Annotated in this window: 20 protein-coding genes; 4 read left to right on the top strand and 16 right to left on the bottom strand. The window is 69.4% G+C overall.

The window, feature by feature from the left end:
* Positions 1-19: 19 nt before the first annotated feature.
* A complete protein-coding gene (locus VHAB30_RS24175) occupies positions 20-1693 on the top strand; it encodes a thiamine pyrophosphate-binding protein (RefSeq protein ID WP_159278845.1) in 1674 nt (557 codons plus the stop codon).
* A 7-nt stretch (positions 1694-1700) separates the two neighbouring features.
* Here the strand turns inward: VHAB30_RS24175 and VHAB30_RS24170 are convergent, their stop codons facing one another.
* Together VHAB30_RS24170 and VHAB30_RS24165 are read right to left on the bottom strand one after the other, a co-directional pair.
* Positions 1701-2003, bottom strand: coding sequence for a hypothetical protein (locus VHAB30_RS24170; RefSeq protein ID WP_082818034.1), 303 nt, complete (start codon positions 2001-2003; stop codon positions 1701-1703).
* Between the two features lie 18 nt (positions 2004-2021).
* Positions 2022-3260 carry an ammonium transporter gene (locus VHAB30_RS24165; RefSeq protein WP_159278844.1) on the bottom strand — a complete coding sequence of 413 codons (1239 nt, stop codon included), beginning with the start codon at positions 3258-3260 and terminating at the stop codon, positions 2022-2024.
* Positions 3261-3680: 420 nt separating this feature from the next.
* Here VHAB30_RS24165 and VHAB30_RS24160 point away from each other — a divergent pair, with 420 nt between their 5' ends.
* Positions 3681-4439 (top strand): sulfite exporter TauE/SafE family protein, encoded by a 759-nt coding sequence (locus VHAB30_RS24160; RefSeq protein WP_070063465.1) that lies wholly within the window; start codon positions 3681-3683, stop codon positions 4437-4439.
* Positions 4440-4486: 47 nt separating this feature from the next.
* Here the strand turns inward: VHAB30_RS24160 and VHAB30_RS24155 are convergent, their stop codons facing one another.
* From VHAB30_RS24155 to VHAB30_RS24135, 5 genes are all read right to left on the bottom strand, one after another.
* Complete coding sequence (locus tag VHAB30_RS24155; RefSeq protein ID WP_062472774.1) at positions 4487-5998, bottom strand: tripartite tricarboxylate transporter permease; 1512 nt, start codon at positions 5996-5998, stop codon at positions 4487-4489.
* 13 nt (positions 5999-6011) lie between these two features.
* Positions 6012-6500 carry a tripartite tricarboxylate transporter TctB family protein gene (locus VHAB30_RS24150; protein WP_070063464.1) on the bottom strand — a complete coding sequence of 163 codons (489 nt, stop codon included), beginning with the start codon at positions 6498-6500 and terminating at the stop codon, positions 6012-6014.
* A gap of 385 nt (positions 6501-6885) precedes the next feature.
* Complete coding sequence (locus VHAB30_RS24145) at positions 6886-7296, bottom strand: RNA recognition motif domain-containing protein (RefSeq protein WP_159278843.1); 411 nt, start codon at positions 7294-7296, stop codon at positions 6886-6888.
* Between the two features lie 182 nt (positions 7297-7478).
* Positions 7479-7715, bottom strand: coding sequence for a DUF3820 family protein (locus VHAB30_RS24140; RefSeq protein ID WP_056584018.1), 237 nt, complete (start codon positions 7713-7715; stop codon positions 7479-7481).
* A 7-nt stretch (positions 7716-7722) separates the two neighbouring features.
* On the bottom strand, positions 7723-8103 hold the full coding sequence (locus VHAB30_RS24135; protein ID WP_062472780.1) for a translation initiation factor Sui1: 381 nt from the start codon (positions 8101-8103) through the stop codon (positions 7723-7725).
* 50 nt (positions 8104-8153) lie between these two features.
* On the opposite strand from VHAB30_RS24135, the gene VHAB30_RS24130 reads away from it, so the two are divergent.
* A complete protein-coding gene (locus VHAB30_RS24130) occupies positions 8154-9431 on the top strand; it encodes a DEAD/DEAH box helicase (RefSeq protein WP_159278842.1) in 1278 nt (425 codons plus the stop codon).
* A gap of 13 nt (positions 9432-9444) precedes the next feature.
* Here the strand turns inward: VHAB30_RS24130 and VHAB30_RS24125 are convergent, their stop codons facing one another.
* The 3 genes from VHAB30_RS24125 to VHAB30_RS24115 are packed head-to-tail and all read right to left on the bottom strand — an operon-like array spanning position 9445 to position 13577.
* Positions 9445-10842 (bottom strand): dipeptidase, encoded by a 1398-nt coding sequence (locus tag VHAB30_RS24125; RefSeq protein WP_159278841.1) that lies wholly within the window; start codon positions 10840-10842, stop codon positions 9445-9447.
* Between the two features lie 28 nt (positions 10843-10870).
* Positions 10871-12544, bottom strand: coding sequence for a carboxylesterase/lipase family protein (locus tag VHAB30_RS24120; protein WP_159278840.1), 1674 nt, complete (start codon positions 12542-12544; stop codon positions 10871-10873).
* A gap of 34 nt (positions 12545-12578) precedes the next feature.
* Positions 12579-13577, bottom strand: coding sequence for a Bug family tripartite tricarboxylate transporter substrate binding protein (locus VHAB30_RS24115; protein WP_159278839.1), 999 nt, complete (start codon positions 13575-13577; stop codon positions 12579-12581).
* Between the two features lie 125 nt (positions 13578-13702).
* Between VHAB30_RS24115 and VHAB30_RS24110 the strand changes: the two genes are divergently transcribed.
* Positions 13703-14641 (top strand): LysR family transcriptional regulator, encoded by a 939-nt coding sequence (locus tag VHAB30_RS24110; RefSeq protein WP_159278838.1) that lies wholly within the window; start codon positions 13703-13705, stop codon positions 14639-14641.
* A 50-nt stretch (positions 14642-14691) separates the two neighbouring features.
* On the opposite strand, the gene VHAB30_RS24105 is transcribed toward VHAB30_RS24110, so the two are convergent.
* The 6 genes from VHAB30_RS24105 to VHAB30_RS24080 all read right to left on the bottom strand — a co-directional run bounded on the left by VHAB30_RS24105 (position 14692) and on the right by VHAB30_RS24080 (position 22395).
* The gene (locus tag VHAB30_RS24105) at positions 14692-15453 is read right to left on the bottom strand and encodes a slipin family protein (protein ID WP_062472784.1); all 762 of its coding nucleotides are present in this window, start codon (positions 15451-15453) and stop codon (positions 14692-14694) included.
* A 95-nt stretch (positions 15454-15548) separates the two neighbouring features.
* Positions 15549-16715 (bottom strand): acyl-CoA dehydrogenase family protein, encoded by a 1167-nt coding sequence (locus VHAB30_RS24100; protein ID WP_159278837.1) that lies wholly within the window; start codon positions 16713-16715, stop codon positions 15549-15551.
* A gap of 5 nt (positions 16716-16720) precedes the next feature.
* Entirely contained in the window at positions 16721-17881 is a 1161-nt protein-coding gene (locus VHAB30_RS24095) for an acyl-CoA dehydrogenase family protein (protein WP_095747399.1), read from the bottom strand.
* Between the two features lie 28 nt (positions 17882-17909).
* On the bottom strand, positions 17910-18806 hold the full coding sequence (locus VHAB30_RS24090) for an SDR family oxidoreductase (protein WP_159278836.1): 897 nt from the start codon (positions 18804-18806) through the stop codon (positions 17910-17912).
* A 32-nt stretch (positions 18807-18838) separates the two neighbouring features.
* The gene (locus VHAB30_RS24085; RefSeq protein WP_159278835.1) at positions 18839-20788 is read right to left on the bottom strand and encodes an acetyl/propionyl/methylcrotonyl-CoA carboxylase subunit alpha; all 1950 of its coding nucleotides are present in this window, start codon (positions 20786-20788) and stop codon (positions 18839-18841) included.
* Complete coding sequence (locus VHAB30_RS24080; protein WP_159278834.1) at positions 20785-22395, bottom strand: acyl-CoA carboxylase subunit beta; 1611 nt, start codon at positions 22393-22395, stop codon at positions 20785-20787. Before VHAB30_RS24080 ends, VHAB30_RS24085 begins: the two co-directional genes overlap by 4 nt.
* Positions 22396-22417: the final 22 nt, after the last annotated feature.

Below are 22417 nucleotides of genomic sequence, written 5' to 3'. Positions count from 1 at the left end.
TCATTCCACTGGAACCCTCATGACTTCCTCCCGCACCGGCGGCCAGATCCTGGTCGACCAGCTCATCACCCACGGCGTCAAGCAGCTCTTCTGCGTGCCCGGCGAAAGCTTCCTGGCCGTGCTCGACGCGCTGCACGACGCATCGATCGACGTGACGGTGTGCCGGCAGGAAGGCGGCGCCACGATGATGGCCGAGGCGCAAGGCAAGCTCACGGGCCAGCCCGGCATCTGCTTCGTCACGCGCGGCCCCGGCGCCACCAATGCGGCGGCAGGCGTGCACATCGCGCACCAGGATTCGACGCCGCTTCTGCTGTTCGTCGGCCAGGTCGCACGCGACGCGATGGGCCGCGAAGCCTTCCAGGAGCTGGACTACGGCGCGGTCTTCGGCACGATGGCCAAGTGGGTCGTGCAGATCGACGATCCGGCGCGCGTGCCCGAACTCGTGTCGCGCGCCTTCCATGTCGCGACCTCGGGCCGGCCTGGGCCGGTGGTGATCGCGCTGCCCGAAGACATGTTGACCGAAGCCGCCGTGGTGGCCGATGCGCTGCCGTATGCCGTCACCGAAACGCATCCGGGCGCGGCGCAGATCGCCGAGCTGCAGCAGCGCCTGTCGCAGGCGCAGCGACCGGTCGTCATCCTGGGCGGCAGCCGCTGGTCCGAAGCCGCGACGCAGCAGTTCGCGAAGTTCGCCGAGGCCTACGCGCTGCCCGTGTACTGCTCCTTCCGCCGCCAGATGCTGATGTCCGCCGAGCACCCCAGCTATGCGGGCGACCTGGGGCTCGGCGCGAACCCGCGCATGCTGGCGCGCATCCGCGATGCGGACCTCGTGCTGCTGGTGGGCGGGCGTCTGTCGGAAGTGCCGTCGCAAGGCTATGAGCTGTTCGCGATCCCGCAGCCGAAGCAGGCGCTGGTCCATGTGCACGCCGATGCCGACGAGCTCGGCAAGCTCTATCGCCCGACGCAGGGCATCCACGCCACGCCGCAGGCGTTTGCCGAAGCGGTGTCCGCGTTGCGTCCGGCGTCACCGCCCGTGTGGCAGGCCGAGACGAAGACCGCGCGCGAAGACTTTCTGCGCTGGAGCGATCCGGTGCCGATCCGCATTCCCGGCCCGCTGCAGATGGGCGAGGTCATGCAGCACCTGCGCGAGGTGCTGCCGGCCGACACCATCTTCTGCAACGGCGCGGGCAACTTCGCGACCTGGGTGCATCGCTTCTGGCCGTTTCGCGCGTTCGCGAGCCAGCTCGCGCCGACCAGCGGCTCGATGGGCTACGGCCTGCCGGCCGGCGTCGGTGCCAAGCGGCTGTGGCCCGAACGCGAGGTGGTCGTGTTCGCGGGCGATGGCGATTTCATGATGCACGGCCAGGAGTTCGCGACCGCCGTGCAGTACGGCCTGCCGATCCTCGTGGTGCTGCTGGACAACGGCATGTACGGCACGATCCGCATGCACCAGGAAAAGCACTACCCCGGCCGCATCAGCGCCACGCAGCTGAAGAACCCCGACTTCCGTGGCTATGCCGAGGTGTTCGGCGGCCACGGCGAACGCGTGACCACGACGGAAGAATTCGGCCCCGCACTGGCGCGTGCCCGTGCCAGCGGCAAGCCGGCGATCCTGCATTGCCTGCTGGACCCGGAGGCGATCACGCCCGCGAGCACGCTGGCGTCGATCCGCAAGGCAGCGCTGGCCGCGAACTGAGGCATCGTCAGCGCAGCCCGCCGACATAGCGCGGCGGCGGTGTGGGCGGCAGGCCGTCGGGCTGGCGCGCCGCCAGCCGCGCGGCGCGGGCCAGCGGTTCCATGGCCTGCTCGAGCCGCGTGGCGAGCTGGTCGAGTTCGTCGTCCTTCGTCTCGGCGGCGTGCTGGCGCGTCATGCGCACGATCTCGGCGGCGTACTCGGCGTTGGTGGCCATCCATTCGGTGTCGGTCACGCGCCCGTGCTTTCGCCGCAGTGCCACGTGAAGGCGTGCTGCAAGCGCGATGCGTTCGCTTTCGGACATGGATGGCATGGCGTCTCCCTCGGGTGGTCAGGCTCCCAGGTGTTCACGATGCTGAGCAAGATCGAGGCCCACCAGTTCACTCTCGGGGTCGACGCGCAATCCGACCAGCACATGCACCAGGAACAGCACGATGGCCGTGCCCGCCGCGCTGTAGATCGCCACGCTGGCGACCGCGATCGCCTGCGTCAGCACATTGCCCGCCGCGCCCGAGATGCGCAGGTCGGCGAACACGCCCGTGAGCAGCGCGCCCACGATGCCGCCGATGCCGTGCACGCCGAACACGTCGAGCGAGTCGTCCGCACCGAGCAGGTGCTTCAGGCCCGTGGCGCCCCAGTAGCAGGCCAGCCCGGCGATGGCGCCGATGGCCAGCGCCGACAGCGGCGTGACGAAGCCGGCCGCCGGCGTGATCGCCACCAGCCCGGCCACGAGGCCGGAGCACAGGCCCAAGAGCGACGGGCTGCGGCGCACGATCCACTCGCCGATCATCCAGCTCATGGCGCCGGCCGCCGCTGCGATGTGCGTCACCAACATGGCCAGGCCGGCGCGCCCGTCGGCCGCCACCGCCGAGCCGGCATTGAAGCCGAACCAGCCCACCCACAGCAGGCCCGCGCCCGTCATGGTGAGCGCCAGGCTGTAGGGCTCGAAGGCCTCGCGCCCGTAGCCCCGGCGCGGCCCGAGCGCATAGGCGCACACCAGCCCCGCGATGCCCGCGTTGACGTGCACCACCGAGCCGCCCGCGAAGTCGAGCGCGCCCATCTGCGCGAGCCAGCCGCCCGGCTCCCACACCCAGTGCGCGACCGGCGCGTACACGAGCAGGCTCCACAGCAGCGCGAACCACAGCAGCGCCGAGAAGCGCATGCGCTCGACAAAGGCGCCGAGCACCAGCGCGGTGGTGATGATCGCGAAGCTCAGCTGGAACATCGCGTAGACCGACTCCGGCACGTTCGGCGCCACGTGGCTCACGGCCACCTGGCCGGCCTCCTTCAGGTACTCGAAGCCCGAGAAGCCGATGCGCGAGAGCTTGCCCAGCCAGGGCCAGCCGGGCGTGAAGGCCAGCGAGTAGCCGAGCGCGAACCAGGTCAGCGAGACCACCGCGGCGATCGCCACCACCCCGGCCATGGTGGCCAGCACGTTCTTGCGCCGCACCATGCCGGCATAGAAGAGCGCGATGCCGGGCAGCGTCATCAGCAGCACCAGCGCGGTCGAGGTCATCATCCAGGCGGTGTCGGCCGCGTTCAGGGAGGCTTGGGGTGCCAGCAGGGCCATGACCGTTTCTTCTTGGAGTGGTGGACAAGAGGCCTGTGTGCACGAGTCATGCCATCTTGTTAACTGACTGAAACACTTTGGTTTCCCAACCGGAGGGTCGAAGTAACACGAAGCGGGTAATTCCTAATGCACCGGGCGGGTGCGCGCTTGCACAATCTGCGCACTCGCGACGGGCCCTGCTCGTACTGCCGAGGGTCCGAGGAGACAAGCTTCCGATCGATCAACAAGAACATTCTTCAAAGGCTCCGTACGAGATGCCTGTCTGATATTTGAAAAGCGCCGCTGGTCGGCGCTTTTTTTTTGCCTGTTCGCAGCGCGAATGCAGGCGCTTTCTTCCAAGCCAAACAAGCCTCCTGGCCAGCCGGTATCGGCCACCACAGCTATCGTTTCGATAGCGATTCCGGTGAGACAATCGCCCGCATGGAAATGCTGGTGGTCACGGGCGCCTCACTGCTCGCGGGTTTTATCGATGCGATCGTGGGCGGCGGCGGGTTGATCCTGGTGCCAGCCCTCTTTGCGGTGTTTCCGGGCGCGCCGCCCGCCACGCTGCTGGGCACCAACAAGAGCGCGTCCATCTGGGGCACGGCGGCCTCGGCGGCCCAGTTCAGCCAGCGGGTGCAGATGCGCTGGGGCGCGATGTGGCCGGCCGCGCTGCTGGGTTTCGGCGGCTCGATGCTCGGCGCCTGGACCGTCACGGTCTTCCCGGGCGACTTCCTGCGCCGGGCGCTGCCGGTCATCCTGCTGGGCGTGCTGGTCTACACGCTGGCGCGCAAGGACATGGGCCGGCTGCACGCGCCGCGCTTCAGCGGCCGCGCCGAGACGCTGGCGGCCAGCACCATCGGCCTGACCATCGGTTTCTACGACGGCTTCTTCGGGCCGGGCACGGGCAGCTTCCTGGTGTTCCTGTTCGTGCGCTGGATGGGCTACGACTTCCTCAACGCCTCGGCCTCGGCCAAGGTCATCAACACGCTGACCAACGCCGCCGCGCTGATCCTGCTGGCCGCCAAGGGCCACGTCTGGTGGCACTACGGGTTGGTGATGGCCGTGGCCAACGTGGCCGGCAGCCTGGTCGGTACGCGCGTGGCACTGAAGCACGGGGCGGGTTTCGTGCGGATCGTGTTCATCGTGGTGGTGAGTGCACTGATCCTGAAGACGGCTTACGACGCGTTCCTGAAATGAAAAAGCCCCTGGCGTTCGGCCAGGGGCTTTTTCTCGGGGCGCCGAGGTCAGTCTTCGACGAACGCTTCTTCGCGCTTCGCCTTGATCGCCGGCAGCAGCACGATGGCCAGCAGCAGCGCCGCGGCGATCAGCAGGCCCGCCGACAGCGGCCGCGTGACGAACACGCTCCACGCACCGCGCGACAGCAGCAGCGCGCGTCGCAGGTTCTCTTCCATCATCGGCCCGAGGATGAAGCCCAGCAGCAGCGGGGCCGGCTCGGTGCGCAGCTTCAGGAACAGGTAGCCGATGAAGCCGAAGATCGCCACCATCCACACGTCGAAGGTGTTGTTGTTGGTCGAGTACACGCCGATCGCGCAGAACAGCACGATGGCCGGGAACAGGAACTTGTAGGGCACCGTCAGCAGCTTGATCCACATGCCGATCAGCGGCAGGTTCAGGATGATCAGCATCGCGTTGCCGATCCACATCGAGGCGATCAGGCCCCAGAACAGCTCGGGGTTGCTGGTCATCACCTGCGGACCGGGCTGGATGTTGTGGATCGTCATCGCGCCCACCATCAGCGCCATCACCGCGTTGGGCGGAATGCCCAGCGTCAAGAGCGGAATGAAGGAGGTCTGCGCGCCGGCGTTGTTGGCCGACTCGGGCGAGGCCACGCCGCGGATGTTGCCCTTGCCGAAGGGCACTTCGCCCGGGCGCATCTTGATCTTCTTCTCCAGCGCATAGGCCGCAAAGGCCGCCAGCAGCGCGCCGCCGCCGGGCAGGATGCCCAGGGCCGAGCCCAGCGCCGTGCCGCGCAGCACGGCCGGCGTCATGCGCTTGAAGTCGTCCTTGGTGGGCCACAGGCCCTTCACCTTGTGCGTGAACACCTCGCGCTCGTCATCGGGCTGCGAGAGGTTGCCGATGATTTCGCCGTAACCGAACACGCCCATGGCGATCACCACGAAGCCGATGCCGTCGGTGAGCTCGGGAATGTCGAAGCTGAAGCGCGCGACGCCCGAGTTCACGTCGGTGCCCACGATGCCCAGCAGCAGGCCCAGCACGATCATCGCCACCGCCTTGAGCAGCGAGCCCGAGGCCAGCACCACCGCGCCGATCAGGCCCAGCACCATCAGCGAGAAGTACTCGGCGGGGCCGAACTTGAAGGCCAGCTCGGTCAGCGGCGGCGCGAAGGCGGCCAGGATCAGCGTGCCGACGCAGCCTGCGAAGAACGAGCCCAGGCCCGCCGCGGCCAGCGCAGGGCCTGCGCGGCCCTGCCTTGCCATCTGGTAGCCGTCGATACAGGTGACCACCGAGGACGACTCCCCGGGCAGGTTCACCAGGATGGCCGTGGTCGAGCCGCCGTACTGGGCGCCGTAGTAGATGCCGGCCAGCATGATCAGCGCCGACACGGGCGGCAGCGCGTACGTGGCGGGCAGCAGCATCGCGATCGTCGCGACCGGGCCGATACCCGGCAGCACGCCGATCAGCGTGCCCAGGATGCAACCGACCAGGCAGTACAGCAGGTTGGTGAAGGTGAAGGCGACGCCGAAGCCGGTCGCCAGGTTGTGGAACAGTTCCATGGCGGTGTGCTCCTCAACCCGAAATGAAGGTGGGCCAGACCTGGATCTGGAGCTTGAGCGCCCAGATGAAGGCCACATAGCTGCCGGCCGCCAGGATGGTGGAGAGCACCAGCACGTCGCGCAGCTTGAAGTGCTCGCCGGCCATGCTCGAGATGATCGTCAGCGCGTAGATCGCGATGATCATGCCCATCGCCGGCAGCCCGACGCTGGGCAGGCCGCCCAGCAGCACGCCGAAGGCCAGGTTGGCGCCGAGCACGAAGGCCAGCGGCTTCCAGGCCCATTTGCCGATCTTGTCGCCGTCGGCGCTCTCGACCACCATGGCCTGGAACATGATCAGCGCGCCCAGCAGCGCCAGCAGGATGCCCAGCATCAGCGGAAAGTACCCCGGCCCCATGCGGGCGCCGTCGCCGATGGTGTAGGTGGTGGCGCCGATGGCGAACGCGCCACCGACGGCGGCGAACATGACTCCTGAGAAGAAGTCCGCCTGTCTCTTGATTTTCATTGTCTCGACCCTCTGTTTTCGAAGGGACGAGGGTCGTCGCCAGCGGCTGACCATGGGCTGACCAGCGCGGTACGCACTAATGCTTACAGGGTAAGCCCAGGCTTGGCTCTCCCCCAGGCTTCGCGCACTTCGTGTCGCTGCGCCAACCCCCTTCCGGGGGCAACGCCAACGGCCCGGTGGGCGTGGCTCTCCCCCAGGCTTCGCGCACTTCGTGTCGCTACGCCAACCCCCCTCCGGGGGCAACACCAGCGGCCCGGCAAAGCCGGTTCCGCGGTGTTCCACGAAGGGGCAGGGATCGTGTGGGGGCCGGAAACGAAAAAAGCTCCCGAAGGAGCTTTTTATTCATTCAGAGCGCCGGGGCGCTCATGAGTGTGTGGGGGAGGGCTTAGTAGCCGCCGCGGCCACCGCCGCCGCCGCCGTAACCACCGCCGCCGCCACCGCTGCGGCCACCACCGCCGCCGCCGTAACCGCCGCCGCCGCCACCACCGTAGCCGCCGCCGCCACCACCGCCGTAGCCGCCACCACCGCCGGTGCGGGGGGGACGTGCTTCCATCGGACGGGCTTCGTTCACCGTCAGGGCGCGGCCCTGCAGCGATGCGCCGTTCATGCCTTCGACTGCAGCGAGTGCTTCAGCGTCGGTGCCCATTTCGACAAAGCCGAAGCCCTTCGAACGGCCGGTGTCACGTTCCATCATGACCTTGGCGCTGACGATCGAACCGAATTCGCCGAAAGCTTGTTCCAGGTCGTTGTCACGCACGGAGTAGGCGAGGTTGCCCACGTAAAGTTTCTTGCCCATGGAGGGACTCCTAATTCAAACCAAAAAAACACAAAGCGATGGAGTCCCAGAATCACAACAAACTAATGCGCTGTGGCGCGAAACTGACCGATCACCAAATTACGTGCACGGGAGCCGAGGCTCGCAGACACGTGAGCCGGATTATCCGGCCCGATTTCCTAAAAAAGGGGGGAAATCTTGTGTTATCGAGAAACATTCCGACCCGACGGGCGGTTTCGCAACGGTTTGAGCAGGTCGGACAGGCCGTTGTGGTCTATTTCATGCATCAAAGCGAGCAGCCGGCCAATTTCTCCCGCGGGAAAACCCTCGCGCGCGAACCAGGTCAGGTAATTTCCGGGCAAATCGGCGATCAGCGTGCCCTTGTGCTTGCCAAAAGGCATTTCGAGCGTCACCAGGCGCTGCAGGTCTTCGGGGTTCATGCGCTGTTCAGCCGCCCGCGCGCTTGACCGTGTGGCCCTGCTTCACGAGGGCGGCGATGACCACCTCGCGGTGATCGCCCTGGATCTCCACGGTGCCATCCTTCACCGTGCCGCCCGTGCCGCAGGCCGCTTTGAGCTGCTTGCCCACGGCCGCCAGCGCCGCCGCGTCGAGCGGCAGGCCCTTGACCACGGTCACGCCCTTGCCCTTTCGGCCCTTGGTCTCGTGCGATACGCGGACAATGCCGTCCGTGGCCGCCGTGCGGGCCTTCGCGAGTTCCTTGCAGCGGCATTGCGCCATCGGGGCGCCGCAGTCGGGGCACATGCGCCCGCCCGCCTCGGTGGAGTACACCAGCGTGCTGCCGGTGCGGCTGTTCTTCATCGTTCCCATTCGATCCGTCTTTCTTTCGATCTCTCTCTTTTTTTCCCGGTGCCCGTTCCATGCCATTCGATACCCTGGGCCTGACCCCCGCGCTCGCGCAAGCGGCCGCCGCGAGCGGCTTTGCCGCGCCGACCGCCATCCAGGCGGCGGCCATCCCTGCCATTTTGCAGGGCCGCGACCTGCGGGGCTCGGCACAGACCGGCTCCGGCAAGACGGCCGCATTTTCCCTGCCGCTGCTGCAGCGCCTGGCCGCCGAGCCTGCCTCGTCGGCGTCGCGCCGGCTGCGCGCGCTGGTGCTCGTGCCCACGCGCGAACTCGCGGCCCAGGTCGGCGAGACGCTGGAAGACTTCGCACGGCACCTGCCCGAGCGCCTGAAGATCGTCGTCGCGGTCGGCGGCGTCTCGATCAACCCGCAGATGATGCGGCTGCGCGGCGGCGCCGACATCGTGGTCGCCACGCCCGGCCGGCTGCTCGACCTGGTCGAGCACAACGCGCTCGCGCTCGACGCTGTGTCGACGCTCGTGCTCGACGAGGCCGACCGCCTGTTCGACCTGGGCTTTGCCGAGGAACTGCAGCGCATCCTGGCGCTGCTGCCGGCGCGGCGCCAGAACCTGCTCTTTTCGGCCACCTTCCCGATCGCCATCCAGGCGCTGGCCGACGACATGCTGCACGACCCGGCCCTGGTCGACGTGCAGGGCGAGCCCGGCACCCGGCCCGACATCGTGCAGCGCGCCATCGAGGTCGATGCCGCCCGCCGCACCCAGCTGCTGCGCCAGCTGCTGAAGGACAACGAAGGCACCTGGGACCGCGTGCTGGTGTTCGTCGCCACGCAGCACGCCGCACAGACCGTGGCCGAGAAGCTGTACCGCAACGGCATCTACGCCGTGCCCTTCCATGGCGACATCGCCCAGGGCACGCGCCGCGACATCCTGGCGCAGTTCAAGCAGAGCCGCTGGGACGTGGTGATCGCCACCGACCTGGCGGCGCGCGGCCTGGACATCGCGCAGCTGCCCGTGGTCATCAACTACGACCTGCCGCGTTCGCCCACCGACTACATCCACCGCATCGGCCGCACCGGCCGCGCGGGCGCGAGCGGGCTGGCGATCAGTTTCGTGAGCCCCACCACCGAGGCGCACTTCCGCCTGATCGAGAAGCGCCAGGGCCAGCGCGTGCCGCGCGAGCGCATCGCGGGCTTCGAGCCGACCGAGGCAGCGCCGGTGCTGGTCGACACCTCGGGCAACGGCGGCATCAAGGGCGCGCGGCCGAGCAAGAAGGACAAGCTGCGCGCGGCGGCGGCGCTGGCCGCACAGGCGGGCGGTGGGGAAGACGCGGACTGACGCGCGTCAGGCGTCAGCCGGCATGAAAGGATGCCGGCGGGTGCTTCGCCAGTTCCGCAAGCAGCAACGTCCAGGCCCGCGTCCCTTGCTGGATCGAGGCCAGCCGGAAGAACTCATTCGGCGCATGCACGTCTTCATCGGGCAGGTTGAAGCCGAACATCAACGTGTCGATGCCCAGCATTTCCTTGAAGATCGACGTGACCGGCACGCTCGCGCCGAGCCGCACGTGAACGGGGCGCCGGCCGCTCTCGCGTTCGAGCACCGCTTCGGCTGCGCGCACCAGCGGGTGGTCCGGCGCGAGGGTGGAGGCGGGCGAGCCGTCGTTCAGGGCCACCACGTCGAGCGTGCAGCCGGGCGGGCAGTGCCGCTGCAGGTGGCGCAGCACCGCGTGGATCACGGCGCGCGGGTCCTGCCCCGCGACCACGCGCGTGGTGAGCTTGGCCTGCGCCTCGCAGGGCACGATGGTCTTGCCGCCGCCGCCCGTGTAGCCGCCCCACAGGCCGTTGACGTCGAGCGCGGGCCGCAGCGTGATGCGCTCGCGGGCGGTGTATTCGGGCTCGCCGTGCGCGCTGGCGCCGACATCAGAAAAGAACGCGGCTTCGTCGTAGGGGAACGCTGCGGTATCGGCACGCTGCCTGGCGCTGAGTGGCAGCACGCCCTCGTAGAAGCCTTCGACCGCCACGCCGCCATCCGCGTGGTGCAGCGATGCGACCAGCCGCGCCATCTCGTGCAGCGCGTTGCGCACGCCGCCGCCGTAGCGGCCTGAATGCAGGTCCTTGTGCGCGGTGCGCAACCGCACCTCGAGCTGCGAGTTGCCGCGCGCACCGGTGTTGATCGTCGGCACCTGCGCGCTCGCGCGCCCGCCGTCGGCTGACAGCACCGCATCGGCCTGCAGCAGCGCCCGGTGGCGCTCGACGAGGGTTCGCAGCGAGGGGCTGCCCGTTTCCTCCTCGCCTTCGAGGAACACCTTGATGTTCACCGGGCACCGGCCCTGCACCGCGAGGAACGAGGCGATCACCTCGAGTGCGATGGTGGTCGAGCCCTTCACGTCGGAGGTGCCTCGGCCGTACAGCCTGCCGTCCACCTCCGTGGGCTCGAACGGCGGCGTGCGCCATTGCGCGACGGGATCGGCCGGCTGCACGTCGTAGTGGCCGTAGACCATCAGCGTGGGTTGGCCGGGCGCGCCGTTCCATTCGCCGTACACGGCGGGCTCGCCGTCGCCGTCGAGCAGGCGCACGCCGGTCAGGCCGATCTGCTGCAGCCGCTCGACGAGGAAGCGCCGCGCCTCGTGCATGCCGGGCGCGGAGGCCGGGTCGGCGCTCACGCTCGGGATGCGCAGGAAGTCCTTGAGCCAGGCCACGATCTGCGGCTGGCGGGCGTCGAGGTGGTCGATGAGGTGTTGTTCGTTCATGGAGGGAGGAGTGAACGCGGTGGGTTCGTCAGTACAGCGGCGGGAACACGTCCGGCCCCCACAGCGTGTCGCACTTGTGCGTGTGCTCGAACGCGTTGCTCGATGTCTTGACGGCGGGGTAGGTGAACTCCATCAGCGCGCGGCCCGACGGCCCCATGGAGCGCGGCCAGTGCGTCGCGACGTTGCGGCCGTCGCCGTTCGGGTCGCCGTGCTTCGCGAAGTTGAGGAGGTACGCCACCATCTGCGCCGACAGCGCCTTGCGCTGTGCGGTGGTGGTTGCGTCGGGCGTGGCGCTGCCCGGGTCGAAGTACGGGTACGTGGGCAGCGCGTCGACCGTGCCGGTCAGGTAGTAGCTGTCCATGCCGTGCGCCGTGCCGTAGAAGAAGGCCGTGGGGCTCGTCGGAAACGACAGCTGCGGATCGGTCATCTCCCAGCCGTACACCGGCACCCAGGCCGCGAGCGCATCGCGCCGCGCGCTGTTGCCGCAGGCGTACATCGCGTCGCCCATGGCGCGCGCGATGCCTTGCGCCGGCACGGCGTAGTTGCCGATCGGGTAGGCCGCCTCGATGGCCGTGGTGTCGTAGCCGGCCGGTGCGAGCCCGCGCAGGTACAGCGGGTAGTAGGCGGCGCCCAGCTTCGTGTCGACGAACAGCGTGCCCTCGTCGTGCACGCCGCCGATCATCACGGGCACCTGGTTGAAGTTGCCGGTCGCGAAGGCGCGTGCGGGCACCTGCGTGAGGACCTGCGCGTCCACGGTGGGCCGCCACTTGAGCCCGCCCTGGGCGAGCAGCGCCGACACCGGCAGCGCGCGCAGGCAGGCGACCACGTCGGCGGCGCCGCTGCATCCGAGGTTCTGCACGGCGGTGTCGCCGACGGCCAGCGAGGTGTCCATGCTCGGGTTCGAGTACTCGGCCGCGCCGCCGCTTTGCATCACCGCGCGCTGGAACAGCCCCTTGGCCTTCGGCGACTGCAGCAGCGAGAAGCTCTGCGTCGCGCCTGCCGAGGTGCCCCACAGCGTGACGTTGCCCGCATCGCCGCCGAAGGCCGCGATGTTCTTCTGCACCCAGCCGAGCGCGGCCAGTTGGTCCATCACCGCGAAGTTGCCGAGGCTGCCGTCCTTGTTGGCCGCGCGCAGTGCCTTGTTCGCGAGGTAGCCGAGCGCGCCGAGCCGGTAGTTGAGGCTGACGACGACCACGCCGCGGCTCGCCAGCGGGCTCGGGCCCATCTCGCCCGAACCCAGCGTGAACGCGCCGCCGTGGATGTAGAAGATCACCGGCAGCTTGTCGCCGGGCTTCGTGCCTGCGGGCTTCCACACGTTGAGATAGAGGCAGTCTTCGGCGATCGGTGACGACACCGCGCCGGGGGCTTGCGGGCACGCATTGCCGAAGGCCCTGGCCTGCAGCGTGGCCGCGTGTGCGGCCGGCGGTTGCGGCGGTGCCCAGCGCAAGGCGCCCACCGGCGGCTGCGCGTAGGGAATGCCGAGGAACGACACCATGTCCGAGCCGGCGCTGCCCGCGACCTTGCCCTCGGTGGTAACCGCGACCGTGAGGTCGTCCGGTGCTGGCGCGGGTGCCACCGGTGCGGGGCTCGCGGCCGGCGGCAGCGCGATGCCGCCGAAACCGGTGCTGCCGCCACCGCCGCCACACGCCGAGAGCGACAGCGCGATCGTCAGCGCCAGGCCGTTGATGTGTCTCGTCTTCATGAATGCACCTCTTGTTCTTGCGTGGACCGGGAACTCAGGGCGACTCGTAGCCGATGGCCTTGACGAGGTCGCGGTAGCGCGCGATCTCGGCGGCGTAGAACTGCTCTCCGGCCTCCAGGCTCATCGGCTCGAAGACGGTCTTGGCCTGTGACTCCAGCTGTGCGCGCGCCTGCGGGTTCTTCAGCGCGGCGGCGATCGCGGCGTTGAGCCGCTCGGCCACCGGCCGCGGCGTGCCCTTGCGCACCACGTACGAGGTCCAGATGCTGAAGTCGAAGTCCTTCATGTCCTTGCTCTGCGCGCTGGTCTGCACCGTGTCGAACGGCGTGGGCAGGCGCTTGCCGGGCGACAGCGAGCCGATCACGCGCAGGCGGCCCTGCTTCACGTAGTCGGCATAGAAGGCCTGGTAAGGCATGAACGCGAAGTCGATCTGCCCGCCGATCAGGTCCTGCAGGAGGGGCACGCCGCCCTTGTAGGGCACGTGCGTGGCGGGCGCGCCGGTGCGTTTCGTGAAGAGCTCGCCGAGCAGGTGATACAGCGTGCCGGCGCCCGGCGTGCCGTAGCTCAGCGGTGCGTCCTTGCGCGAGCGCGCCAGCGCCACGAACTCATCGAGCGAGTGCGCCGGCAGCTGGCTGTTGACCATCAGCACCAGGGGCGAGGTGGCCACCGGCGCGATCCATTGGAAGTCCTCGGGCTTGTAGCGCGTGCTCTTGTTCACCAGCCCCGACAGGATCAGCTCGTTGGGCGAGCCCTGGAACAGAAAGTGGCCGTCGGCCGGCGCCGCCAGCACCTTGCCCGCGGCGATGGCGCCGCTCGCGCCACCGAGGTTCTCGACGATCACCTGCCCGCCGAGCGCCTTGCCGACCAGGTCGTTCAGGGCCCGCGCGGTGAAGTCGCTGGCCGCGCCCGCCGGGTAGGGAACCATCATCGTGACGACCTTCGAGGGGTAGGGCCCCTGCGCTTGTGGCTGCGCCATCGCCGCCGTGCCGCAGCCTAGAAAAGCCAGCGCGCAAAGCCATTGACCGAACCGCTTCATGGGGAAATTCCTTGGTCCAAAGTAGTACGCGATGGATGCTAGGAATCGCATGAATATCTGTCCAATGCATTGTTTTTGTCATTACCATGAGTGCGCCTCATGCGTATGACAAAGAGCGGCCCGCCATGAACCTCCAGCAACTCGACCACCTGCTCGCGCTCGCCGAAACCGGCTCCTTCAGCCGCGCGTCCGAGAAGGTGCACCTGACGCAGCCGGCGCTCAGCCGCAGCATCCAGATGCTCGAGCAGGAGCTCGGCATGCAGCTCGTCGACCGCATCGGCAAGCGCAACGAACTCACGCCGTTCGGCGCCATGGTGCTGGCGCGCGCCAAGCGCATCTCGATGGAGACGCATGAACTCAAGCGCGCCGCCGCGCTGCTGGCCGACGGGCAGGCCGGCTCGGTGCGGCTGGGGCTCGGTGCCGCACCGGGCGCCCTGTTCTCGTCGCCGTTGCTGATCCACATGCTGCGCCACCATCCGCGCGTGGGCCTGCAGCTGCACGGCGGCGGGCCCGACCTGCAACTGGCGGCACTGCGCGCGCGCACGCTCGATGCGCTGGTGCTCACCTACCGCGCGGTGTCACCGCGGGAAGACCTGCACATCGACGTGCTGCCCACGCTGCGCTCCGGCTTCGTCTGCCGACGCGGCCATCCGCTGCTCGCGAAGGGCCGCGGCACGCCGGTGGGCTTCGACGACCTCGTGCGCTACCCGGTGGTCTCGACGATGGTCAGCGACGACGTGGCGCGCATCCTGGTCGAGCGTTACGGCAGCGACGCGAGCCCGCAGCGCTGGCTGCATGTGTCGTCGGAAGACATCGGCGCGCTGATCGATGCCGTGCGCAACACCGACGCGATCTTCCTGGGCGTGCTCGCGGCCACCCGCGCGCTGCAGGACAGCGGCGAACTGGCCGAGTTGACGGTGGCGCCCGCGGCGGGGCTCAGTGCGCAGTTCGCCTTCGTCACACTCGAAGGCCGCACCGAGGCCCCTGCGCTGCGGTTGGTGCGCGATTTCTGCGTCGGGCTCGCGCAGGCCGGTGCCGATCCATCCGCGGCGCCATCGACCTGATCTGCCCGCGCAGCGATTCGAACCGGCGCCGGGACCACCGCCGTTGCAGGCTATGCGTGCTGCTTGCCGAGAAAGCTCGCCATCAGGTCCACCGGCAGCGGAAACACGATGGTCGTGTTCTTGTCTGCGCCGATCACCGTGAGCGTTTCCAGGTAGCGCAACTGGATGGCCTGCGGCTCCTGCGCCAGCACGCGCGCGGCCTGGAACAGCTTCTCGGATGCCTGCAGTTCGCCCTCGGCATGGATCACCTTGGCGCGGCGTTCGCGTTCCGCCTCGGCCTGCCGTGCGATGGCGCGGATCATGGATTCGGTGAGGTCGATCTGCTTGATCTCGACGTTCGACACCTTGATGCCCCATGACGCCGTCTGCACGTCCAGCGACTCGCGCACATCCAGGTTGAGCTTCTCGCGCTCGGCCAGCATGTCGTCCAGCTGGTGCTTGCCGAGCACCGAGCGCAGCGTGGTCTGGGCCAGCTGGCTGGTCGCGTTGAAGAAGTCCTTGACCTCGATGATGGCCTTGGCCGCATCGACGATGCGGAAGTAGACGACCGCGCTGACCTTCACCGACACGTTGTCGCGCGAGATCACATCCTGCGTCGGCACTTCGAGCACCACGGTGCGCAGGTCGACGCGCACCACCTGCTGGATGGCCGGGATCACGAACACCAGTCCGGGCCCCGCCACCTTCGAGAAGCGCCCCAGGGTGAACACGATGCCGCGCTCGTACTCCCGGAAGATCCATATCGCCGAAAAGAGCAGCGCCGCCAGCAGGACCAGAGCGACGGCGCCGATGCCATAAGTGAAAGAGAGCATGGTGATCTCCCGCGACTCAGCAAAGGTGCTGAACGGTTGGACACCCGCTGCGCAGCGGCGTTCCGGCCGGGCCGGAAGAAAGGTTGGCGCCGCCGCTACACCCACCCGAGTTGGCGCGCCGCCAGCTCCTTCATGATCTCCTCGGCCCCGCCGCCGATCATCATCACCTTGACCTCGCGGTAGACGCGCTCGCTCACGGTGCCGCGCATGAAGCCCATGCCGCCGAGGATCTGCACCGCCTGGTCGGCGCAGAACTGCATGGTCTGCGTGGCGTGGTTCTTGAGCAGGCAGACCTGCGCCACCCACTCGGGCGCGTTGATGCGGCCCGCCGTCTCGTGCGCGTCGCCCTCGGCGGACACGGCCTCGAGCCAGGCCTCGGTCGAGGCGATGCGCATCTGCATGTCGACCAGCTTGTGGCGCACGGCCTGGTGTTCGATGAGCGCGGCGCCGAAGGTCTTGCGCTCGCGCGACCAGGCCAGCGCCTCGTCGAGGCAGGCCTGCGCGAAGCCCAGCGCGCCGGCCGCGAGCCCGACGCGCTCGCCGTTGAAGTTGCCCATGACCATGCGAAAACCCGCGCCCTCGTCGCCGAGCAGGTAGCGCGCGGGCACGCGCACGTTGTCGAAGTGCAGCGTCGCGGTGTCGGAGCACAACCAGCCCATCTTCGCGAGCCGCGTGCGCGAAAGGCCGGGCGCGTCGCCCGGCACGAGCAGCATCGAGAGCCCGCCCGCGCCGCGGCCTTCGCCGGTGCGCACGGCCACGGTGATCCAGTCGGCGCGCATGCCCGAGGTGATGAAGGTCTTCTCGCCGTTCAGCACGTAGTGATCGCCGTCGCGCTTGGCCGTCGTGCGCACCGCGGCCACGTCGGAGCCGCCGCCGGGTTCGGTGATCGCAAGCGCGGCGATCTGCTCGCCGCGCAGCACGCCCGGCACGACCTCTCGCTGTACCGCGTCGCTCGCGTGCAGCACCACGGGCGGCAGGCCGATGTTGTGCGAGAACAGGCTCGCGAGCACGCCGCCGCTCTGGCCGTGGCGCGCGAGCGCGACCCACGCCGGCAGCTTCAGCGCATACGAGGCGGGCGTGCCGCCGAGTGCTTCCGGATAGCCCAGGCCCAGCAGGCCCAGTTCGGCCGCGCGGGTGTACAGCGCGCGCGGGAATTCGCCGGCTTCGTCCCAGGCCTGCACGTTCGGTGCGATCTCGGTCTGGGCGAAGCGGCGCACCGTGTCGGCGAGCGCCGCACGGTCGGCCTGCAGTTCCGCGTCCATGTCGCTCAGCCGCGCGGCGGGCGCTTGGCGATGCCCATGGTCTTGGCGAGGATGCCGAGCATCACCTCGTCGGCGCCGCCGCCGATCGAGCCCAGGCGGCCGTCGCGGTACAGGCGCGAGACGCGGTTCTCCAGCGTGAAGCCCATGCCGCCCCAGAACTGCAGGCAGGTGTCGGCCACCTGGCGCGTGAGGCGGCCGGTCTTGAGCTTGGCCATCGACGCGAGCTCGAGCACGTCCTCGCCCTTCACGTGCAGGTCGCAGGCGCGGTAGGTGAGGGCGCGCAGCGCCTCCACCTCGGTCTTGAGCTCGGCCAGCTTGAACTGCACCCACTGCTGGTCGGCCAGCGTGGCGCCGAACATCTGGCGCTGCTGCGCCCATTCGATGGTCTGCGTGATGCAGTCGTCCATCGGTGCGAGCGAGCTGGCCGCGCACCACAGGCGCTCTTCCTGGAACTGCTGCATCTGGTAGACGAAGCCCTGGCCCTCCTCGCCAATGCGGTAGCGCTGCGGCACGCGCACGTTGTCGAAGTAGATGAGGCCGGTGTCGCTCGAGTCCATGCCGATCTTGCGGATCTTCTTGGCCTTCTCGATGCCCGGCAGGTTCATCGGCACCATCACGAGCGACTTGTTGCGGTGCACCGGGCCCTCGCTGGTGTTCACCAGCATGCACATCCAGTCGGCCTGCAGGCTGTTGGTGATCCACATCTTCTGGCCGGTGATGAGGTAGTCGTCGCCGTCCTTCTTCGCATAGGTCTTCAGGCCCGCCACGTCGCTGCCCGCGCCGGGCTCGCTCACGCCGATGCAGCCGACCGTGTCGCCCGCGATAGCGGGCACCAGGAACTCGCGGCGCAGCTCGTCGCTGCCGAAGCGCGCGAGTGCGGGCGTGCACATGTCGGTCTGCACGCCGATGGCCATCGGCACGCCGCCGCAGCTGATGTGGCCCAGGCCCTCGGCGAAGGCCATCGCGAACGAATAGTCGAGCCCGGCGCCGCCGAAGGCCTCGGGCTTGTTCAGGCCCAGCAGGCCGAGGTTGCCGAGCTTCTTGAAGACCTCGTGCGCGGGAAAGATCTCGGCCTCTTCCCATTCGTCGACGTGGGGGTTGATCTCCTCGTCGATGAACCGGCGCAGGGTGTTCTGCATCTCGAGGTGTTCATGGGTGTACTGCATCACTGGTCTCCGTTCGTTCGTTCGCTCGTTACTTGTCCTGGAACACGCGCGGTGTCTGCGCGAGGTGAAAGCCGTCGTAGGGCCGCACCGCGGGGCGCTGCTGCGCCTGCGCGTCGGGCAGTTCCATCGGCCAGCCCATGCGCGCCTGCGGGCGCGCGCCGTCCACGCGCAGCACGGTGCCGCTGATGAAGGCGGCGGCCGGGCCCAGCAGGAAGGCGATGGCGGCGGAGGTCTCGGCCTCGTTGCCGAAGCGGCCCGCGGGCACGGTCTTGCGCATGGCGCGCAGCATGTCGCCGGCCTCGGGCGGGTAGTGGTCCATGCCGCTGGAGGCGATGTAGCCCGGCGCCACGGCGTTCACGCGCACGCCGCTCACGGCCCATTCGGCGGCAGCGGTCTCGGTGAAGCTCACCATGCCGGCGCGCGCGGCGCCGCTGTGGCCCATGTTCGGCATCGACCCCCAGATGTCGGCCACGATGTTGACGATGGCGCCGCCGTTCGCCTGCATGCTCTGCAGGTAGCACTCGCGCGCCACCAGGAAGCCGCCCGTGAGGTTGGTGTGGATCACCGCCTCCCAGCCCTTGGCCGAGATGGCCGCCAGCGGCGTGATGTACTGGCCGCCCGCGTTGTTGACCAGCCCGTCGATGCGCCCGTGTGCCGCGACGATGGCCTTCACGGCCTCGCGCACGGCGTCTTCCTGGCGGATGTCGAAGGCCTGCGTGCTGGCGTTGCCGCCGGCCGCTTCGATCTCGGCGCGCACCGCGTCGAGCTTCTCGGGCTTGCGGCCCACCAGCACGACGTGGGCGCCGAGCGAGGCCAGTTCATGCGCGGTGCAGCGGCCGATGCCGGAGCCGCCGCCGGTGACGACGATGCATTGCTCGGCGAACAGGCCGGGCGCGAAGACGGAGCGGTAGTGGGGTGCGTTCATTCGACAGGTTCTCGAAAAAGGGGGAGGGGCCTTCAGGCCTCGGCGATCTCGGCCACGATGTGGCGCGCGGCCACCTGCGTGCCCACGGCCACATGCAGCGCCGCGACGCGGCCCGCGCGCGGTGCGCAGTGCACGTGTTCCATCTTCATGGCTTCGAGCGTGACCAGTGGCTGGCCGGCGGCGACGGTGTCGCCCTCGGCGGCCAGCAGCGCGACCACGCGGCCGTTCATCGACGCGCGCAGCAGGCCGTCGCCGCCGCCCGCGTCGGCGCGCGGAACGGCCACGTGCGTGAGGTCGTCGAGGCGGTGGGCACGGCCGTCGAAGTGGAAGTCGACGCGTTCGGCGCACCGCACGACCTGCGCCTGCGCGGCCACGCCGTTGCAGGCGAAGCGCACCGGGCCGTCGTCCGGCAACGCCAGCAGCGCGAGCGTGGCCGGTGCGGCGTCGTCCAGCACGACCTCGAAGTGCGCCGCGCCGCGCGGCGTCACGCGCGCCGTGTGCACGGTGCCGTCGAGCGCAAAGCGCAGGGCGTTGGGCAGCGTGTGTGCCAGCGGCGAGGGCCAGCCGCGTGCGCCGGTCTGCAGCAGCAGGGCCGCGAGCAGGGCGGCGCGCGTGTCGCTCGCGGTGTCGGCGGCGAGCAGCGCGTCGAGGTGGTCGCCGATGAAGGCGGTGGTCGCCCCGCCGCCTGCGAACACGGGGTGCGCGAGCGCGCGCTGCAGCAGCGCCTGGTTGGTCGGCAGGCCGAGCGCCACCGTGTCGCGCAGGCCGGCCAGCAGCCGCTGGCGGGCCTCGTCGCGCGTGCGGCCCGACGCAATGAGCTTGGCGATCATCGAGTCGTAGAAGGGCGGCACCTCGGCGCCGTCGCGCAATGCGTGTTCGGTGCGCAGCGCGGGCGATGGGCGCCACGCCGTGAGCGTGCCGCTCTGCGGGAGGAATCCCTGCTGCGGGTCTTCGGCGCACAGGCGCACCTCGATCGCATGGCCGGTGATGCGCACGTCGTCCTGCGTCAGCGGCAGCGGCTCGCCGGCCGCCACGCGCAGCTGCAGCTCGACGAGGTCTAGCCCCGTCACCGCTTCGGTCACGGGGTGCTCCACCTGCAGCCGCGTGTTCATTTCCATGAACCAGTACTGGCCCTGCGCGTCGAGCAGAAACTCGAGCGTGCCCGCGCCTTCGTAGGCGATGGCCTTGGCGGCGGCCACGGCGGTGGCGCCCATGCGCGCGCGCAGCGCGGCATCGACGGCCGGCGAGGGCGCTTCCTCGATCACCTTCTGGTGGCGCCGCTGTACCGAGCAGTCGCGCTCGCCGAGGTGGATCGCATGGCCGTGGCGGTCGGCAAACACCTGGATCTCGATGTGGCGCGGCGCGACGATGGCGCGCTCCAGGATCACGGTGGCGTCGCCGAAGGCATGCAGCGCCTCGGACTGCGCGCTCTGCAATTGCTCGGCGAAGGCGCCGGCCGAGGCCACGAGCCGCATGCCGCGCCCGCCGCCGCCGGCCGTGGCCTTGATCATCACGGGCCAGCCGATGCGCTCGGCCTCGGCGGCCAGCGTGGCGGTGCTTTGATCGTCGCCCTGGTAGCCGGGAATGCAGGGCACGCCGGCCGCCTGCATGAGCCGCTTGGCGCCGGCCTTGTCGCCCATCGCGACGATGGCCTCGGGCGACGGACCGATGAAGACCAGCCCTGCGTCGCGGCAGGCCTGCGCGAAGGCCGCGTTCTCGGCGAGGAAACCGTAGCCCGGATGCACCGCGTCGGCGCCGCTGGCGCGGGCCGCGGCAACGATCGCGTCGATGTTCAGGTAGCTCTGCGCGGGCAGCGGCTCGCCGATGCACACGGCCTCGTCGGCCTGGCGCACGTGCTCGGCGTCTGCATCGGCGCGGGAGTACACGGCGACCGTGCGGTAGCCCATGGCGCGCGCGGTGCGCATCACGCGCACGGCGATCTCGCCGCGGTTGGCGATCAGGATCTTTTCGAAAGAACTCATGGCCGTGCCACCGAAAACTGCATGGGTTGCGGGGCGCGCGCCTCGGCGTCGCGGCAGATCGACAGCGCCTCGGCCAGCACGGCGCGCGTGTCGCGCGGGTCGATCACGCCGTCGTCCAGCAGCAGCGCGCTGGTGGTGAAGACGCTCATCTGGCGCTCGAAGCGCTCGACGATCTGGCGCTGCATCGCGTCGATCTTGTCGCGGTCGACAGCGCCCTTGCGGGCCATGCCTGCCTCCATCACGATGGCCATGGTCTGCGCGGCCTGCTCGCCGCCCATCACGGCGGTGCGCGCGTTGGGCCAGCTGAAGCAGAAGCGCGGCGCAAAGCCGCGCCCGCACATGCCGTAGTTGCCCGCGCCGTACGAGGCGCCGCAGTGCAGCGTGATCTGCGGCACGTTGGCGCTGGTCACGGCCTGGATCATCTTGGCGCCGTGCTTGATGATGCCGGCCTCCTCGTGCGCGCGGCCCACCATGTAGCCCGTGATGTTCTGCAGGTAGACGATGGGCGTGCGCGACTGGCAGCAGGCCTGGATGAAGTGCGTGGCCTTGGTGGCGCCGTCGGAATCGATGGGGCCGTTGTTGGTGATGATGCCCACCGCGTGGCCTTCGAGCCGGATGTGGCCGCAGACCGTGGCGCTGCCGTAGTGCTCGCTGAAGGCCAGGAACTCGGAGCCGTCGGCGATGCGCGCGATGACCTCGCGCATGTCCACCGGCCGGCGGCCGTCGGCGGGCATCAGGCCCATCAGCTCCTCGGCGTCGTGGCGCGGCGGTGCGAAGGTGCGCGGCGCCTCGTCGCGCGCCCAGTCGATGCCGCCGAGGATGGCGCGCGCGATGCGCAGCGCGTCGCGGTCGTCCTCGGCCAGGTAGTCGCCCAGGCCCGAGATGTGGGTGTGCATGACGGCGCCGCCCAGTTCTTCCTCGGTGGCGATCTCGCCGGTGGCGGCCTTCAGCAGCGGCGGCCCGGCCAGGAAGGCCCGCGTGCGGTCGCGCACCATCACGATGTAGTCCGACAGGCCCGTCTGGTAGGCGCCGCCCGCGGTCGACGAACCGTGCGTCACGGTCACCACCGGCAGCCCCGCGGCCGAGAGCCGCGCGAGGTTGCGGAAGATGTTGCCGCCGCGCACGAAGTCCTGCACGCGGTACTGCATGAGGTTGGCGCCCGCGCTTTCCACCAGCTGGATGAAGGGCAGCTTGTTCTCCAGCGCGATCTCGTGCAGGCGCAGCTGCTTGTCCAGGCCCATGGGCTGCAGCGCGCCGGCGTCGATGCCGGAGTCGGAGGCGCTGATCATGCAGCGCACGCCCGCCACGCGCCCGATGCCGGCGATCAGGCCGCCGCCGGGCACGCTTTTCGAAAGGTCGGAATTGTCCTGGCCCAGGCCCGCCAGCGTGGCCAGCGGCAGGAAGGGCGCGCCGGTGTCCAGCAGCAGCGCGAGGCGTTCGCGCGGCAGCAGCTGGCCGCGCTTGGCGAAGCGCTCGGCCGAGGCGCTGGAGGCGGCCACGGCGCGGGCTTCGTGGGACCGGACCTGCTCCAGCAGCGAGAGCATGCTGGCGCGGTTGGCCTGGTAGGCGTCTCCGGCGGTGTGCAGCCGGGATTCGAGGAAGGGCATGGGGGTCTGTGCGGTGCGCGCG

Source organism: Variovorax boronicumulans, from assembly GCF_009811375.1.
GTDB classification, from domain to species: Bacteria; Pseudomonadota; Gammaproteobacteria; order Burkholderiales; family Burkholderiaceae_C; genus Variovorax; species Variovorax boronicumulans.
The sequence above is the reverse complement of the archived record's forward strand: the minus strand, read 5'-3'. Positions and strand labels throughout refer to the sequence as shown.

What these genes read in the sequence shown, in the direction of transcription:
- VHAB30_RS24100 (WP_159278837.1), bottom strand. Translation starts at nt 16,715, where the DNA reads ATGGACGCGGAACTGCAGGCCGACCGTGCGGCGCTCGCCGACACGGTG.
- VHAB30_RS24095 (WP_095747399.1), bottom strand. Translation starts at nt 17,881, where the DNA reads ATGCAGTACACCCATGAACACCTCGAGATGCAGAACACCCTGCGCCGG.
- VHAB30_RS24125 (WP_159278841.1), bottom strand. Translation starts at nt 10,842, where the DNA reads ATGAACGAACAACACCTCATCGACCACCTCGACGCCCGCCAGCCGCAG.
- VHAB30_RS24110 (WP_159278838.1), top strand. Translation starts at nt 13,703, where the DNA reads ATGAACCTCCAGCAACTCGACCACCTGCTCGCGCTCGCCGAAACCGGC.
- VHAB30_RS24145 (WP_159278843.1), bottom strand. Translation starts at nt 7,296, where the DNA reads ATGGGCAAGAAACTTTACGTGGGCAACCTCGCCTACTCCGTGCGTGAC.
- VHAB30_RS24105 (WP_062472784.1), bottom strand. Translation starts at nt 15,453, where the DNA reads ATGCTCTCTTTCACTTATGGCATCGGCGCCGTCGCTCTGGTCCTGCTG.
- VHAB30_RS24140 (WP_056584018.1), bottom strand. Translation starts at nt 7,715, where the DNA reads ATGAACCCCGAAGACCTGCAGCGCCTGGTGACGCTCGAAATGCCTTTT.
- VHAB30_RS24175 (WP_159278845.1), top strand. Translation starts at nt 20, where the DNA reads ATGACTTCCTCCCGCACCGGCGGCCAGATCCTGGTCGACCAGCTCATC.
- VHAB30_RS24160 (WP_070063465.1), top strand. Translation starts at nt 3,681, where the DNA reads ATGGAAATGCTGGTGGTCACGGGCGCCTCACTGCTCGCGGGTTTTATC.
- VHAB30_RS24090 (WP_159278836.1), bottom strand. Translation starts at nt 18,806, where the DNA reads ATGAACGCACCCCACTACCGCTCCGTCTTCGCGCCCGGCCTGTTCGCC.
- VHAB30_RS24120 (WP_159278840.1), bottom strand. Translation starts at nt 12,544, where the DNA reads ATGAAGACGAGACACATCAACGGCCTGGCGCTGACGATCGCGCTGTCG.
- VHAB30_RS24150 (WP_070063464.1), bottom strand. Translation starts at nt 6,500, where the DNA reads ATGAAAATCAAGAGACAGGCGGACTTCTTCTCAGGAGTCATGTTCGCC.
- VHAB30_RS24130 (WP_159278842.1), top strand. Translation starts at nt 8,154, where the DNA reads ATGCCATTCGATACCCTGGGCCTGACCCCCGCGCTCGCGCAAGCGGCC.
- VHAB30_RS24085 (WP_159278835.1), bottom strand. Translation starts at nt 20,788, where the DNA reads ATGAGTTCTTTCGAAAAGATCCTGATCGCCAACCGCGGCGAGATCGCC.
- VHAB30_RS24155 (WP_062472774.1), bottom strand. Translation starts at nt 5,998, where the DNA reads ATGGAACTGTTCCACAACCTGGCGACCGGCTTCGGCGTCGCCTTCACC.
- VHAB30_RS24115 (WP_159278839.1), bottom strand. Translation starts at nt 13,577, where the DNA reads ATGAAGCGGTTCGGTCAATGGCTTTGCGCGCTGGCTTTTCTAGGCTGC.
- VHAB30_RS24165 (WP_159278844.1), bottom strand. Translation starts at nt 3,260, where the DNA reads ATGGCCCTGCTGGCACCCCAAGCCTCCCTGAACGCGGCCGACACCGCC.
- VHAB30_RS24135 (WP_062472780.1), bottom strand. Translation starts at nt 8,103, where the DNA reads ATGGGAACGATGAAGAACAGCCGCACCGGCAGCACGCTGGTGTACTCC.
- VHAB30_RS24080 (WP_159278834.1), bottom strand. Translation starts at nt 22,395, where the DNA reads ATGCCCTTCCTCGAATCCCGGCTGCACACCGCCGGAGACGCCTACCAG.
- VHAB30_RS24170 (WP_082818034.1), bottom strand. Translation starts at nt 2,003, where the DNA reads ATGCCATCCATGTCCGAAAGCGAACGCATCGCGCTTGCAGCACGCCTT.